General features: G+C 42.9%; 16 protein-coding genes and 2 pseudogenes. 15 read left to right on the forward strand and 3 right to left on the reverse strand.

Annotated elements, in window-relative coordinates; genetic code table 11:
• Positions 1–266 precede the first annotated feature (266 nt).
• The 14 genes from ACLFKQ_RS09625 (at position 267) to ACLFKQ_RS09690 (ending at position 12062) form a co-directional block, all read left to right on the forward strand.
• On the forward strand, positions 267–1916 hold the full coding sequence (locus tag ACLFKQ_RS09625) for an ABC transporter substrate-binding protein (protein WP_448999615.1): 1650 nt from the start codon (positions 267–269) through the stop codon (positions 1914–1916).
• A gap of 78 nt (positions 1917–1994) precedes the next feature.
• Complete coding sequence (gene ntrB / locus ACLFKQ_RS09630) at positions 1995–2825, forward strand: nitrate ABC transporter permease (RefSeq protein ID WP_448999616.1); 831 nt, start codon at positions 1995–1997, stop codon at positions 2823–2825.
• Entirely contained in the window at positions 2822–3709 is an 888-nt protein-coding gene (locus ACLFKQ_RS09635) for an ABC transporter ATP-binding protein (protein ID WP_448999617.1), read from the forward strand. The genes ntrB and ACLFKQ_RS09635 overlap by 4 nt, the downstream gene beginning before the upstream one ends.
• Positions 3710–3773: 64 nt before the next feature.
• Positions 3774–4220 carry a cyanase gene (cynS, locus tag ACLFKQ_RS09640; protein ID WP_448999618.1) on the forward strand — a complete coding sequence of 149 codons (447 nt, stop codon included), beginning with the start codon at positions 3774–3776 and terminating at the stop codon, positions 4218–4220.
• Between the two features lie 320 nt (positions 4221–4540).
• The gene (locus ACLFKQ_RS09645) at positions 4541–5482 is read left to right on the forward strand and encodes a formylglycine-generating enzyme family protein (RefSeq protein ID WP_448999619.1); all 942 of its coding nucleotides are present in this window, start codon (positions 4541–4543) and stop codon (positions 5480–5482) included.
• 139 nt (positions 5483–5621) lie between these two features.
• Positions 5622–6368: a nitrile hydratase subunit beta gene (gene nthB, locus ACLFKQ_RS09650; RefSeq protein ID WP_448999620.1), complete on the forward strand. Its 747-nt coding sequence runs from the start codon at positions 5622–5624 to the stop codon at positions 6366–6368.
• A 14-nt stretch (positions 6369–6382) separates the two neighbouring features.
• Positions 6383–7012 (forward strand): nitrile hydratase subunit alpha, encoded by a 630-nt coding sequence (gene nthA / locus ACLFKQ_RS09655; protein ID WP_448999621.1) that lies wholly within the window; start codon positions 6383–6385, stop codon positions 7010–7012.
• 50 nt (positions 7013–7062) lie between these two features.
• Complete coding sequence (locus tag ACLFKQ_RS09660) at positions 7063–7419, forward strand: nitrile hydratase accessory protein (protein ID WP_448999622.1); 357 nt, start codon at positions 7063–7065, stop codon at positions 7417–7419.
• Positions 7406–8377, forward strand: a complete 972-nt coding sequence (locus tag ACLFKQ_RS09665; RefSeq protein ID WP_448999623.1) for a CobW family GTP-binding protein — start codon at positions 7406–7408, stop codon at positions 8375–8377. Before ACLFKQ_RS09660 ends, ACLFKQ_RS09665 begins: the two co-directional genes overlap by 14 nt.
• Before the next feature lie 81 nt (positions 8378–8458).
• Positions 8459–9064, forward strand: coding sequence for a HupE/UreJ family protein (locus tag ACLFKQ_RS09670; protein WP_449000324.1), 606 nt, complete (start codon positions 8459–8461; stop codon positions 9062–9064).
• Positions 9065–9088: 24 nt separating this feature from the next.
• Positions 9089–10147 (forward strand): WD40 repeat domain-containing protein, encoded by a 1059-nt coding sequence (locus tag ACLFKQ_RS09675; protein ID WP_448999624.1) that lies wholly within the window; start codon positions 9089–9091, stop codon positions 10145–10147.
• 76 nt (positions 10148–10223) lie between these two features.
• Complete coding sequence (locus ACLFKQ_RS09680) at positions 10224–10493, forward strand: hypothetical protein (protein WP_448999625.1); 270 nt, start codon at positions 10224–10226, stop codon at positions 10491–10493.
• A 52-nt stretch (positions 10494–10545) separates the two neighbouring features.
• Positions 10546–11517, forward strand: coding sequence for a CobW family GTP-binding protein (locus ACLFKQ_RS09685; RefSeq protein ID WP_448999626.1), 972 nt, complete (start codon positions 10546–10548; stop codon positions 11515–11517).
• Positions 11518–11627: 110 nt separating this feature from the next.
• Complete coding sequence (locus ACLFKQ_RS09690) at positions 11628–12062, forward strand: nuclear transport factor 2 family protein (protein WP_448999627.1); 435 nt, start codon at positions 11628–11630, stop codon at positions 12060–12062.
• A gap of 169 nt (positions 12063–12231) precedes the next feature.
• Here the strand turns inward: ACLFKQ_RS09690 and ACLFKQ_RS09695 are convergent, their stop codons facing one another.
• The 3 genes and pseudogenes from ACLFKQ_RS09695 to ACLFKQ_RS09705 form a co-directional block, all read right to left on the reverse strand.
• Positions 12232–12594, reverse strand: coding sequence for a hypothetical protein (locus tag ACLFKQ_RS09695; protein WP_448999628.1), 363 nt, complete (start codon positions 12592–12594; stop codon positions 12232–12234).
• A 370-nt stretch (positions 12595–12964) separates the two neighbouring features.
• The gene (locus ACLFKQ_RS09700; protein WP_448999629.1) at positions 12965–13366 is read right to left on the reverse strand and encodes an ISAs1 family transposase; all 402 of its coding nucleotides are present in this window, start codon (positions 13364–13366) and stop codon (positions 12965–12967) included.
• Positions 13367–13455: 89 nt separating this feature from the next.
• Positions 13456–13629: pseudogene (locus ACLFKQ_RS09705) on the reverse strand (ISAs1 family transposase); the annotation flags it as partial.
• 303 nt (positions 13630–13932) lie between these two features.
• On the opposite strand from ACLFKQ_RS09705, the pseudogene ACLFKQ_RS09710 reads away from it, so the two are divergent.
• Positions 13933–14197: pseudogene (locus ACLFKQ_RS09710) on the forward strand (Tn3 family transposase); the annotation flags it as partial.
• Positions 14198–14208: the final 11 nt, after the last annotated feature.

The raw sequence follows: 14208 nt of genomic DNA on the forward strand, positions 1-14208 counted from the left end.
TTTAAATATAAATAGCATAGAGTATGGAAATTGTAAATTTATCATTTTTGGCAAACTAATAAGAAATTTCTTGACAGCGATGTTGTTTGTGGCAATACGACCAACTACTATAGATGATAGCGAACCAATTTCAGAGTTAGCCAGCAAATTTAGTCACAAATCTCCGTCGAATTTACCCCGCAATTGGGATCGCGTATCATTGGTTACCAAAATTTTAGTAACAAAAGCTCTAAGTTAGTTTAATTAGAATATTTATTGATGCAATTATGGTAACTTCCTCAACAACAAGCGCGACAAATAAATGGGATAATCTCGACTCTCAAAGAGGAAATTTGAGCGAGTTGAATTTATGGTGTATGGTCTGCGGTGGTTTTCATCTGACAGCCGACCACTGGAAATTTATGGCAGAGGATATGCCGCAAGATCCCGTGGAGATGATTGACGATCTCATTAAAATGGGTATCTATAAACCAGATGTCTTTAAGATGACCGATACTGTAAACGCCGCCGACTTACGTAAAACCTTGTTACTCAAGGCAGCAGGCAAGGGTGATCCCCAACGGGAACGACTGGTATTGGAACTAGCAAAACAGGCTGGTGGTATGGAAAATGCTTTTGCCGCCGCTTTTGGTCCAAAGGCAGGAGAATTTTTTGGCGATGTGATTTATTACGGTCGGTTCAGCCGCCGTCGCTTCTTGAAGAATTTAGCTGTAGGTGCGGCTTTGGTGGCATTGACCAACTGCGCCCCTACTGAAGATGACCAACAGGCAACGGATACTGATGCGCTGCCGCCAGAAGACGTAGCCAACTTAGAAAAGCAAAATCTACGAATTGGCTTTATTCCTATTACCTGCGCTACGCCTATTATTATGTCCCAACCTTTGGGCTTTTATTCCAAGTATGGTTTTGATGCAGAGGTGGTTAAAATGCCCAGTTGGGGAGCGGTAAGAGACTCAGCGATCGCGGGAGAATTAGATGCCTATCATATGCTGGCACCGATGCCTATCGCTATGACTTTGGGCTTGGGTTCGGCTTCCTTTGGCATTAAGCTCGCCAGTATTGAAAACATCAACGGACAAGCGATTACCGTCTCTAATAAATACAAGGGGCAAATTAATGGTCCTGCTGACTTCAACGGCTTTAACATTGGTGTCCCTTTCCCCTACTCCATGCACAATCTCCTGCTGCGCTACTACTTAGCGACGGGAGGCATCAACCCTGATACGGATGTTAAAATTCGCCCAGTACCGCCTCCAGATAGCGTTGCCCAGCTAATTGCAGGAGATATCGATGCTTACCTGATGCCAGATCCGTTCAATCAACGGGCAGTATACGAAAATACAGGATTCATCCACAAACTGACTAAGGAATTGTGGCCCGGACATCCCTGCTGCGCCTTTACCGCTAGTGATGATTGGATAACTTCTAATCCCAACACCTTTAGAGCATTGAACAAAGCCATCATCGAAGCCGCTGGCTATGCCCAAAATCCCGCCAATCGTCCTGAAATTGCTCGAGCTATCTCAGAAAGGGCGTTTCTCAATCAGCCAGTAGAAGTTGTTGAGGCAGTACTTACTGGTAACTTCCAAGACGGTTTGGGCAACGAAAGAGTAGTACCCGATCGCATCGATTTCGATCCCTATCCCTGGCAGAGTTTTGCCAACTGGATTTCTTCCCAGTTAGTACGGTGGGATCTGCAAGGCACTGGCGAAGTAAAAGAAGTACTCGGTGAAGGTAAGTATGAAGAGGTTGGCAAAGATATATTTCTAACCGATTTAGCTAGAGAGTTAGCCCGTGAATTGGGACAAACTCCACCAGACGATATTTATCGTACTGAAAACCTAGAATTCGATACCTTCGACCCGCAAAATCCCCAGGAATACGTCCAACAGCAAATCAAAAAATATGGCGTGTGATTCTGCTGGGATGCGGCAATGTCTTTCAGGGTTTGGCATTGCCAAACCCCAACAACTGTCAAACAACCAACAAAAAAAATGACCGCAGTAAGAGAAAAAGCGATCGCCAGTAACCAGGAAAATAATTTCCTAGACAACAAAAACGTCCAAGCGTTGCTGCTATTTTTTCTTTCATTAACACTATTCTTGGGAATTTGGGAAATAGGGGCGAGAATGAAAATCTTGTCCGTAGGGATGCCTACTGCCTCTCTAACTATCAAAGAATTGTGGTATTGGGTAACTCATCCTTTCTACAACAACGGTCCCAACGATTTGGGTATTGGTTGGAATCTGCTAATTAGCTTGAGAAGAGTTGCGATCGGCTACACTATAGCTTCTATAATTGCCGTACCTTTGGGGATTTTGGTCGGCATTTCCGAAGTCGCTTTTAAAGCCTTCAACCCTTACTTTCAATTATTAAAACCAGTCTCCCCTCTGGCTTGGCTGCCCATCGGACTGTACTTATTCCGCGACTCGGAATTAACGGGAGTATTTATCATTGCCATTGCCAGCATTTGGCCCACCCTCAACAACACCGCCTTTGGAGTTGCTAACGTCAGTTCGGATTATCTCGATGTTGCCAAAACCCTCGGCGCATCTAGGTGGCGAACCATATTTAAAGTAATTATCCCTGCGGCTTTACCCAACATTATCTCTGGGCTACGGATCAGTATGGGTATTGCTTGGCTGGTAATTGTAGCGGCAGAAATGTTGCTGGGAACGGGGTTAGGCTACTTTATCTGGAACGAGTGGAATAACCTTTATATCCCGAATATTTTTGTGACTATCTTCATCATTGGTATTGTGGGCGTTATCCTCGACCAAATCTTTGCTTATCTAGAAAAATTAGTATCTTTTGGTAAAAAATGACGACCGACACTTCTCTCAACCACACCGAAACTGCCACAACAGACGGGGAGACTACCTATGAAATTTCTCTAAGGAATGTTTCTAAAACTTTTCCTGGTAAAAATGGCTTGCTAGACAAGCTAACGGGAAAAACCAAAGCCGATTTTACAGCGCTCAAGGATATTAATCTCGATATCGCTCACAATACCTTTGTCACGATTATCGGTCCTTCTGGCTGTGGCAAATCGACCATGCTGGATATTATTGCTGGGCTGAGTTCGGCAACGACGGGCAGCGTTACTATAAACGGCAACGTAGTAACTAAACCAGGACCCGATCGCGGTATGGTGTTTCAAAATTATGCCCTAATGCCCTGGATGACTGTAGAAGACAACATCGGCTTTGCCGTAAAAACGGTCTATCCCAAAATGCCAGTTAGACAACAAAAGCGAGTAATCAAAGAAAACATTCAGCTTGTGGGTTTGACTGGAGCAGAAAAGAAGCATCCCCACGAACTATCGGGAGGAATGCGTCAAAGGGTAGGGATTGCCAGAGCATTAGCGATAAATCCTCAGATTTTACTGATGGACGAGCCATTTGGTGCCTTAGATGCCCTAACACGCGGCTTTCTGCAAGATGAGATCGAGCGAATTTGGGAGCAGCAGCGCAAAACGGCAGTGATGATTACCCACAGCATCGATGAAGCTTTGCTCCTGTCCGATCGCATCGCCATGATGACCAAAGGTCCTGCCGCCCATATTGCCAAGGTTTTAGAAGTGCCTTTTCCCCGTCCTCGCGATCGCGCCGAAGTGGAAAATCATCCCGACTATATGAGATTGAAAAAAGAAATGGAAGACCATCTATATCGCGAAACTAAAGCCGTAGAGGAAGCCAGAATCAGGTAGGGGCAAGGCACGCCCTGCCCCGCCTATCAAATACCAATTACAAACATAAAGCAAGAATTAAATCATGAAAGAATTTCCCGAAATCACCTATAAACTACTAGATGCCAAAAAAGAAAAAGGCATGACTTTTGAAGATCTCGAAAAAGCTGTAGGTATGGACGAAACTTGGATTGCTTCGGTAATCTATCGTCAAGCCAGTGCCAGTATGGATGAAGCTACCAAGATCGTTACGGCATTAGGTTTACCAGAATCGATGGCAGAAACCCTCACCGTGGCCCCCTTAAAAGGCTCGCTCGATCCTTTAATTCCTACCGATCCGATGATCTATCGGTTTTACGAAATCATGCAGGTTTACGGAATGCCCGTAAAAGCAGTGGTTCACGAAAAATTCGGCGATGGAATTATGAGTGCTATCGACTTTTCTATTGAAGTAGAAAGAGTAGAAGATCCCAAAGGCGACCGCGTACAGATTGTGATGTGTGGTAAGTTTTTACCATATAAGAAATGGTAAGTTGCTGACTTTGATAAATACCTAGCAAGTTGAAACATTTGATCGTTTCAGCTTGTTAGTATTTGTTAAAAATACAGGTCTATATTGTTAGATCGCTTCTTGATAAATTTTCCTTAGTCACTTTAACAAAAAGTCTAACGTTGGTTTTCATAAGCAAAATAACTAATACTTTTATAGTTAAAATTAACAGTTTTTTACACTAATGCTATTGTTTTTGGTATAGCAAGCTACACCTAACAAAATTTTGGTATTAGCGTTGTTTTTATAATTGTTGATAACTATAAAAAACTAATTACTTTTGATAAAAGCTCGCATTCAAAATGAAAAGACGGAACTTTTTTAAGCTAACGGGTTATAGTGGAGCGGGTTTGGCAACGGCGATAGGGGCGACTCGTTCTATAGCTTCTGCACCCAATTCTGATTTGACTCAAACGAGCTTTGATTTTGCAACTATAAAAGTCGATTGCCAGGGAGAAATCAAGAGGCACAGTTACCATCAAGCCCGTCTTTACATCGAGCCTTTGGGCAACTACCAAACTCTGGCTATGGTTGAGATTCCTAGTGGTAAATTTACTATGGGTGCGCCAGCGAGTGAGAAATTCAGTAGCGATCGCGAACGCCCCTTACATGAAGTGAGAATACCGAATTTTTTGATAGGTAAGTATCCCGTAACTCAGGCACAGTGGCGTACGGTAGCTAATCTACCGAAAATCAAACGGGAACTAAACCCCAATCCTTCACACTTCCAAAGCGATCGCCAGCCTGTTGAATGTGTTTCCTGGTTAAATGCGGTAGAGTTTTGCGATCGCCTTTCTCAACATATGGGAAAGCAATACCGCTTACCCAGTGAAGCTGAGTGGGAATACGCTTGCAGGGCAAATACCCAAACACCTTTTGCCTACGGAGCTACTCTAACTGGGCAATTAGCCGACTATGGCAGTACCTATGCTTATGCCTCCGAAACAGAAACTTTCTATCGTCATCAAACCACCGAGGTGGGGAGGTTTCTACCTAATGCCTTTGGTTTGTACGACCTTCACGGCAACGTCTGCGAGTGGTGTGCCGATCCCTGGCACGAAAACTATGGTGGCGCACCCACTAACGGTTCGGTTTGGCAGCGTGGTGGCAGATCGCAATGGCGAGTGCTGCGCGGTGGCTCTTGGGCAAACAAACCAGCCCACTGTCGTTCCGCACATCGTTCTGGCTATCCAGCAGACTCTTTAAATCGAGCGGTAGGGTTTCGAGTAGCAATGAGTCTTTAAAGTCTTGTTCTCTTCAATAGATATGTTCTCGGCAGAGGCAAGCAGAAGTCAGGACTGAGAAATAGAGAATCGAGAAGAAAAAGTTATTACTACTAACTTGATACAAAAGCGAAAAACCAATGACTAATGACAAACAAGTATGAAACTACAGCACAATCTAGCAGGACTAGAAGGATTAGGAGCAATTGATTTTCAAAAACGAGTCTTTGTCGTTCCCTGGGAAGAAAGAATTTTTGGCATTCATGTAGCGATGATGGGATTGAGCAACCATTTAGAAACAGATGCTTTACCCGATTATTCCTTGAGTATAGTACCCACCTCTTTTGAAAGTTTCTGGAGTTGGGGACATTTGCGTCAGGGTGCCGAGGCAATGAATCCCTTTGACTACTTTAAATACCGCTATTACGAAAAATGGTTGAGCGGAATTTCTAGCTATTTTATTGAAGAGGGTTACATCACCGAAGCAGAGCTAGATGCCAAAACCGCACTCTATTTAGAAGACGGTAATTTAGATAACGCGCCCTTACCCGATAAAAAAGAACCTGCGATCGACGAACAAGTAATTAAATATTTGCGAGAGGGAGATTCGCCCCAAAGGGATGTAGGGTTTGCGCCAAAATTTTCGGTAGGGGACAAAATTCGAGTCAAAGATATTCCACCTACAGAACATACTCGTTTACCAGGAAACCTGAGGGGCAAAACTGGCACCATCGAGGTAGTTTACGATGCACCCTACACTTACTTCTTTCCTACTACCGACGGCTTAGGCGAACCGATGCCAGTCTACAACGTCAAGTTTGCAGCCACCGAGTTATGGGGAGAGTTAGCAGAACCAAATAACGTTTACTATAACGATTTATTTGAAACCTATTTGGAAGCAGCGTAGAGGAGCAATGATTTATGACCACATATGACGGCTTTAGTTACGACAGCGATCGCGAAATTTATAGTGCCGCTCGCGTTCGCGCTTTAGAATCTCTGTTAATTGAAAAAGGCATTATCTCCAGTGAAACCATCGATAAAGTTCTCAACTATTTTGAGACGGAAATGGGACCATTTAACGGGGCAAAAATTGTGGCGAAAGCTTGGACTAACCCGGAGTTTAAAGCCAGTCTCCTAGAAGATTGTAATGCTGCGGTTTCTAACATTGGTTTGCCGCCTGGGATGTCTGGAGCGGAAGGGGAACACATGAAAGTAGTGGAAAACACCCCTAAAGTCCACAATCTAATTATCTGTACTCTCTGCTCCTGTTATCCCTGGCCCACTCTAGGTTTACCTCCATACTGGTACAAAGACCCCACATTTCGCGCTAGAGCTGTCAGAGAGCCAAGAGCCGTTTTAGCAGAATTTGGCGTAGAACTATCTGACGATGTAGAAATCCGCCTCTGGGATAGTAGCGCACAGATTCGCTGGTTTGTTTTGCCCCAAAGACCAGCTGGTACGGAAGGCATGAGCGAAGCAGAATTAGCAGCCTTAGTCACACCCGAAACGATGATGGGTGTGGCTTTAGTGGAATCACCTTCAGCATAGACAAAGTATGGATTACAACTAACCAAAACCACTAACTACTAACCACCAAAATGCAACTCAAATTCGAACATTTTGCTGCAACCAGCTTAATGGGGAGTGAAGAATCTCCCCCAAGAACTAACGGAGAACTTAAGTTTGATCGCGACTGGGAAGGTTTGGCTTTTGGGATGGCGCTCGCTCTAGCCAAACAAGGTCATTATGAATGGGAAGATTTTCGCCAAGAACTAATTACCGTGATCGCCGAATGGGAATCAGAACACGACCGCGACGATCCTAGTTGGGATTACTATCAACGCTGGTTAGAGGCTTTAGAACAAATGGCAATTGAGGCAGAACTAATCGACCCTGCCGAATTAGAACGACGCACCAATGAGATAATTCATTGTCAGCATTATGAGACGAAGTAATCGACTAAGTAAAATACCTGTAACCGTCCTGACGGGATATTTAGGAGCGGGTAAAACCACCTTGCTCAATCAGATTCTTACCCAAGAACACGGTAAAAAAGTAGCGGTCATCGTCAATGAATTTGGTGAAATAGGCATTGACAATCAGTTAGTTATCGATGCCAATGAAGAAATCTTGGAAATGAACAACGGCTGCATCTGCTGTACCGTAAGGGGCGATCTCATTCGTCTAATTGGTAAATTACTCGCTCGTCGCGACCGCTTCGATTGTATAGTAATTGAAACTACTGGTCTTGCCGACCCCGCACCCGTAATTCAATCTTTTTTTGTAGATGAAATTTTATATAAACGAACCCAATTAGATGCTATTGTTACCGTGGTCGATGCCAAACACATTCAAAACCATTGGGATAGCGATGAAGCAGGAGAACAAATTGCTTTTGCCGATGTAATTTTACTCAATAAAACCGACTTAGTTACTACCGAACAAATACAAGAATTAACTACCAAGATTCGTAGCATCAATGCGATCGCGCAAATTCACTCAACCCAAAACTGTAAGATCGAGATCGATTCAATTTTGAATAGACAAGCATTCGATCTTAAAAATGCTCTGGCGATCGATCCTCAATTTCTAGAAGAAGACGCACACCAACACGATGAATCAGTCGGTTCTATTGCTATTAAGCACAGTGGTGTCGTCAATGGCGAACGGCTCAATCGCTGGCTGTATCAATTAGTTCAGGCGATCGGACAGGATATTTTTCGTATGAAAGGTATCCTCAATGTAGATGATGAAGAGCGACGATTTGTGTTCCAAGGAGTACATATGACCCTCGATGGTAGACCGGGAAAACCCTGGAAACCAAATGAAACCAAAACCAACGAACTGGTATTTATCGGACGCAACCTCAATGAGTCTGAACTTCGAGAAGGCTTTCTCACTTGTTTAATTTAAAGAGATACAAACATGAAAACAGTAAGACATAATTCGCTGCTGCGTAATTTAGCAATTGCCACCGCAATCGTTGGCACCAAAATGGCGCTCGCCGCCCCTGCTTTTGCTCATCATCCTCTTGAGGGCGAGCTTCCAGCCAATTTCTTTGAAGGCATTATGTCTGGCTTCGGACATCCCACGATTGGCTTAGACCATTTAGCTTTTATCGTTGCTAGCGGTTTAATCGCCGTAGGGATAGCTGGAGGATTTTTAATTCCCGTGGCTTTTGTCTTGGCTACGGGTATCGGTGCGTTCATTCATTTACTCGCTATCGATTTGCCCGTCCCCGAAATCATCATTGCTGCTTCAGTAGTACTGTTTGGAGTTTTACTCATCTTGCGTAACCAAAGACAGCAGGCTGCTAACTACACACTTACGGTAACGGGATTGGCAGCACTGGCGGGTATTTTTCACGGTCACGCCTACGGTGAGGGAATTTTTGGCGCGGAACCAACTCCTTTAGTCGCTTATCTCATCGGTTTTACAGTGATTCAACTGGTAATCTCTTTAGGTGTATATCTAGTTGCCAGTCGAGCGATCGCTAGTATTCCTGTAAAATATTTGACTCGTTTTGCAGGCGGTGCGATCGCGGCGCTGGGTATAGTGTTTCTCTCTACGGCGGTTTCGGGTTATCTAACCTATGGGTAAACCACAGCGAGCAAGATAGACGAGTTGAGAAAAATCGTTAAATCCACTGCCAAAAGATCGTTCGAATTACAAAGTAAACAGCAGTTTACTGAGTATCTTAGAGCATTAGCCTGGTCGCCCGATAGTAATTGCCTGGCTATTGTCTCGGCAGGTGGAGAATTAGCTTTACGGCAGGAGGAAACCGTCAATTTACTAGCTTTAGATCCTAATAATTCTCTAGACTGTGTGGATTTTTCTGGTGATGGAAGATGGTTAGCTGTAGCAGGACAAGCAGGTAGGGTTAAAATTTGGCACTCTGCCACCTCTGGTAAATTTGAGTTGACTGCTACTATTGATGGTGGTTCTGCTTGGATCGATTCGCTGACTTGGCATCCCCAAAAGAATCTTTTAGCCGTTGCGATAAACCGTGAAATAAAAATTTGGGATGCTGAAACTCAACAGATAGTTGCCGATCTCAATTTTGAGGCTTCTTCTGTTTTTAGCTTGGCTTGGCATCCTCAAGGACATTTGCTCGCCGCTAGCGGACATGGTGGCGTAAAAGTTTGGCAGGTGGGTAACTGGTTACAAAAACCCTATTTGTTAGAAGTTCCTGGTGCCAGTCTTGACTGTGCCTGGTCGTACCAAGGCAAATATTTAGCTTCTGGCAATCTCGATCGCACGATGTCCATACTCCACTGGAATAATCCTCCCCCCTGGTTGATGCAGGGTTTTCCAGGCAAAGTCAGTCAGGTAGCCTGGTCGCAGAACGGCGATAAACCATTGCTGGCGACTTCCTGTCAGGAGGGGATTATTATCTGGCAGTTTAATGAAACACAAAAAAAATGGCAGAGTCAGATCCTCCAACATCAAAAAACGGTGAGGGCGATCGCTTTTGCCCCCAATTCTTCACTACTAGCTTCTGCCGGTGATGATGGCTGTGTCCGACTTTGGCAGCAAGGAAAAAAACTCATACAAACTCTTTCAGGAGAAGTGGGATTTTCTTGTTTGCTTTGGCATCCTACGGGAAAATATCTGGCAGCAGGAAGTCGGGATGGGGAATTAACTATTTGGCAGCAATCTTTTGCTAGTAAAGGGTTTGGTTAAAAAAGACAGTTTTTTGTAGGTTGAGTTAGCAGTAGCACCACTCAACAAAAATTATGTTTAGTTTCAAATCGAGATTATGAATTTATTTACCAAGTCTGCTTATAAAACCGATGCCCACACCCTCAAACAAATTAAAGCTTGGATTTACCACAAGTTAGAAATAGATACACAAATAGCTATTTCTATAAATCAACTTCAATGTCACGAACCAGGTTGTCCTCCTCTAGAAACTTTCATTGCCGTAATGACTAGTCCCTCAGAACAATACAAAATACACAAACCACTATCTCAAATTGCCGAAGCAGATATAATAACCCTCAAAAAATCAGGAAGTAGCAGTTTGTGAATAAGAAATCTAAAAAACAGCTAACTACTAACAAATAAGCATATACATATACATGATTGCAGCCATTGAAACTAAAACTGTTCCCGTCACTGTCTTAACTGGCTATCTCGGTGCGGGTAAAACCACTTTATTAAATCGTATTTTGACTCACGAACACGGGAAAAAAGTCGCCGTCATCGTCAATGAATTTGGTGAAGTTGGCATTGATAATCAGTTAGTCATCGATGCCGATGAAGAAATCTTTGAAATGAATAACGGCTGTATTTGCTGTACGGTGAGAGGCGATTTAATTCGAATTATTGGCAATTTGATGCGTCGGCGCGACAAGTTTGACCACCTAGTCATAGAAACCACAGGACTTGCTGACCCCGCACCAGTGATTCAAACTTTTTTTGTCGATGAAGAAATTCAAACTCAGTTAAATTTAGATGCGGTAGTCACTGTAGTCGATGCCAAACATATCTGGTCCCACTGGGACAGCGATGAAGCACAAGAACAAATTGCTTTTGCCAATGTAATTCTGCTCAATAAAACAGATTTAGTCGAACCGCAACAGCTAGAAGAACTAGAACGGCGTATTCGCGCGATGAACGGTATGGTAAAAATTTATCGTACTCAAAATTCCGCGATCGATATGGATTCTGTGTTGGGAGTCAAAGCCTTCAATCTCGAACAAGCTTTAGAAATCGATCCAGAACTTTTGGGAGTAGACGCACACGAACACGACGAATCGGTCTTCTCTTTTGCCATAGTCGAACCAGGAGAAGTCAACCTGGAAAAATTAAATAAGTGGTTAACGGAGTTATTGCAAACTCAAGGTCCTAATATTTTTCGTATGAAAGGAATTCTCAATGTCGCTGGAGAAGATAACCGCTTTGTCTTTCAGGGAGTCCACATGATCTTCGATGGCAGACCAGATCGTCCTTGGAAACCAGAAGAATTTCGTAAAAATGAATTAGTATTTATCGGTCGCGATCTCGAGCCAGACCAGTTACGACAAAATTTTAAGGCTTGTTTGGTTTAACGCTTCAAATTGTTCTAGTGATGTTGTTACGATTTCCTACTAACCATTAACCACTAAAGATCGACTGCATCAAGTTGATTTTATTCGTGTAGTTTTACCTATTCACCAAAATGGAAACCAAACCACCCCTACCGCCATTTACCCTCGAAACTGCTAAAGTCAAAGTTCAAGGTGCAGAAGATGCCTGGAACACGCGCAACCCAGAAAAAGTTGCCTTAGCCTACACTGTCGATTCTCAATGGCGCAACCGCGCTGAGTTTATCAACGGTAGAGAAGAAATTATTGCCTTTTTAAAACGTAAGTGGGCAAAAGAATTAGATTATCGCCTTAAAAAAAGACTCTGGAGTTTTATGGATAATCGCATCTCCGTTTGTTTTGAATACGAGTGGCATGATGATAGTGGCTTTTGGTATCGTGCCTACGGTAACGAAAACTGGGAATTTGCCGAAAATGGCTTAATGAGAAGAAGAGAAGCCAGTATCAACGATGTTCCGATTAAAGAATCAGAAAGGAAATTTCTATGGGAGAGAAAACCACAAATTTAATTTCAAGCTGAAAATCTCTATTTGATTACACATTTCCCGTTCTCAGTCTCTTCGTAACTGCCGAGGTTAGTTACATCTAGGAAAAAACAATGACTTCGCCATTGAGAACTTGTGTTAAGACTTGTAGAATATTTCGACCCTGTTTTTTCAAGTAAGAAATACCAATTGCTCAAACATCATCTTGCGATCTTGATTCGGAATTTTCCTTGACGTTCTTCGCAAATTCCTTGGCAGCATCAACTCTATCACCGCCAGTAATTTTATAGGCAAAGTTTAGTGACAGTACAATCCCTTTTATACTCAGGCAAATTAACGTAACGACCGCCTTGAGTACATTTGCCATTAGTAGGATTATTTTCTCATTAACAATGTATTCAAGTACGTCTACGTATCGATTAAACTCTCGTACCGTCATAGTTTTAGTTTGCTCATTCCTGATTTTTTCTTTTTGGATGAGGTAGCCAATTACATTTCCGCTAATAAAGAAGACCGAGAAGAGCGAGGCACGTAATACCGAGGCACGTAATACCAATTTGAAAAAGTAGCGAGAGACTTGGTAAACTAACAAAAACCTAGAGTGTTTGTCAATGCCAGGAGTTTCTAAGATAGGAATTGCTGAATCAGTAGAGCAACTAAAATCTCTGATGAAGCACAAAAAACTGGATTGGGATATGCCAAAGCACAGACTTTGTATCTGTTAAAAATCAATGCTGTAGAAACCATCAATCACAGGGTAAGCGCAAGAAAATTCAGACATTAGATGGGTTAGACTATAAGGGAATCGAAGCGTTAAGAACTTTCAGCAAATACGTTACATCCATGCTGGCTCGCTTCGCCTTTTGACGAGTGCTACGCTTAAAACTCGTTTCTTGATTGAGGAGATTAATGCTCCATCGCTTGAGTCAAGCCACATTTTCTGGAGCATTGCCTTGACGAACACGAGAGGCATCTTCCCCAAAAGTTACATCCAATACCCTATGGAGTTGGTTCTCAATCGACCAATGCTGTCGGATTGCTTTGCCTAACTGTTGAGCATCAGGTGGCAAGGAACTGAGATAAAACATCACTTCGGTAGTAGTTTTGTTCCAGAGGTGACGAGTGCGAACAACTCGAACTATGGTTTGCAAACCAGACCATTGAGTCTGCTTGTATAGATCCCCCATTTGCTTAAGAGGTACTGCTGTAACTTGACGTTTTTCACGGCGATGATGTCCCGATTCAATCCGAACATCATAGCTGTAATCAATACCTTGAAAGTCTGAAGCTTCAGCATTTTCAAACCATTGTGCAACCTCTTGGTACAAGGTGGGATGATTAGTTTTAAGTGCCAGTACATAGTCTCAATATCTTCCCATCCCTTAGCTCCGCCAATTGTAGCCAAGAGGGCAATCATCACAATGCTCATAAACGGATGAAGAACACCCTGAGAACCTCTGGGATCTGTTAAATCCTCAAAATGCTTTGCCCATTGTTTCTGTATTTGCTCACAATCAATATTCGGCTTGATTGACGAGGATTTGCTATTTTTTTGGTTGTTGAGAGATGCTTCAGCGAAACCTTTAGCCATCGACAATCCTTATTATCAATGGATTCTCTTAGCATATTACAGCTTCATTTTTCTTGCGCTTACCCTGCTCATTCATCCTTAAATTTATAAGTTTTCCAAATATATCTTTTTAAGCTTATTTGACAATAAATGAAATGACAAATCTGCATTTTTAATAAACTTTTTCGGACGAAACTCTTCATCCATTTATGCTTTTCTTCAACTGTAATTTCTCTCTTAAATCGTCCAAACTGCTCAAAACCTATCGTCATAGGGCAGCGACAGAAACTCCCTATCTTCTCAGAAGAAATACTAGACAGAGAAACCTTACAAAAGCGATTGCTACTCTGTCTGTTTGGTATGGGGACGAATACAGGATTAAAAAGAATCAACACGGGAATAGATGGGGAAAATTATCAAGATTTAGTTTATGTCCGCCGTCGCTATATCCACAAATACGCACTTATTAGGGTTTCAGTTAATGCCCAGGCTGAAAAGAATCAAGGTGCAGAAGCTCTATCGCCCTCATGCTGGTCAAACCAATGCTTATCCCAATTTAGAACCCGTAATGAGAGAATTTCTAGGTTATCGCAACCATTA

Source organism: Myxosarcina sp. GI1(2024), assembly GCF_053543375.1.

What these genes read in the sequence shown, in the direction of transcription:
- ACLFKQ_RS09625 (WP_448999615.1), top strand. Translation starts at nt 267, where the DNA reads ATGGTAACTTCCTCAACAACAAGCGCGACAAATAAATGGGATAATCTC.
- ntrB (WP_448999616.1), top strand. Translation starts at nt 1,995, where the DNA reads ATGACCGCAGTAAGAGAAAAAGCGATCGCCAGTAACCAGGAAAATAAT.
- ACLFKQ_RS09635 (WP_448999617.1), top strand. Translation starts at nt 2,822, where the DNA reads ATGACGACCGACACTTCTCTCAACCACACCGAAACTGCCACAACAGAC.
- cynS (WP_448999618.1), top strand. Translation starts at nt 3,774, where the DNA reads ATGAAAGAATTTCCCGAAATCACCTATAAACTACTAGATGCCAAAAAA.
- ACLFKQ_RS09645 (WP_448999619.1), top strand. Translation starts at nt 4,541, where the DNA reads ATGAAAAGACGGAACTTTTTTAAGCTAACGGGTTATAGTGGAGCGGGT.
- nthB (WP_448999620.1), top strand. Translation starts at nt 5,622, where the DNA reads ATGAAACTACAGCACAATCTAGCAGGACTAGAAGGATTAGGAGCAATT.
- nthA (WP_448999621.1), top strand. Translation starts at nt 6,383, where the DNA reads ATGACCACATATGACGGCTTTAGTTACGACAGCGATCGCGAAATTTAT.
- ACLFKQ_RS09660 (WP_448999622.1), top strand. Translation starts at nt 7,063, where the DNA reads ATGCAACTCAAATTCGAACATTTTGCTGCAACCAGCTTAATGGGGAGT.
- ACLFKQ_RS09665 (WP_448999623.1), top strand. Translation starts at nt 7,406, where the DNA reads ATGAGACGAAGTAATCGACTAAGTAAAATACCTGTAACCGTCCTGACG.
- ACLFKQ_RS09670 (WP_449000324.1), top strand. Translation starts at nt 8,459, where the DNA reads ATGGCGCTCGCCGCCCCTGCTTTTGCTCATCATCCTCTTGAGGGCGAG.
- ACLFKQ_RS09680 (WP_448999625.1), top strand. Translation starts at nt 10,224, where the DNA reads ATGAATTTATTTACCAAGTCTGCTTATAAAACCGATGCCCACACCCTC.
- ACLFKQ_RS09685 (WP_448999626.1), top strand. Translation starts at nt 10,546, where the DNA reads ATGATTGCAGCCATTGAAACTAAAACTGTTCCCGTCACTGTCTTAACT.
- ACLFKQ_RS09690 (WP_448999627.1), top strand. Translation starts at nt 11,628, where the DNA reads ATGGAAACCAAACCACCCCTACCGCCATTTACCCTCGAAACTGCTAAA.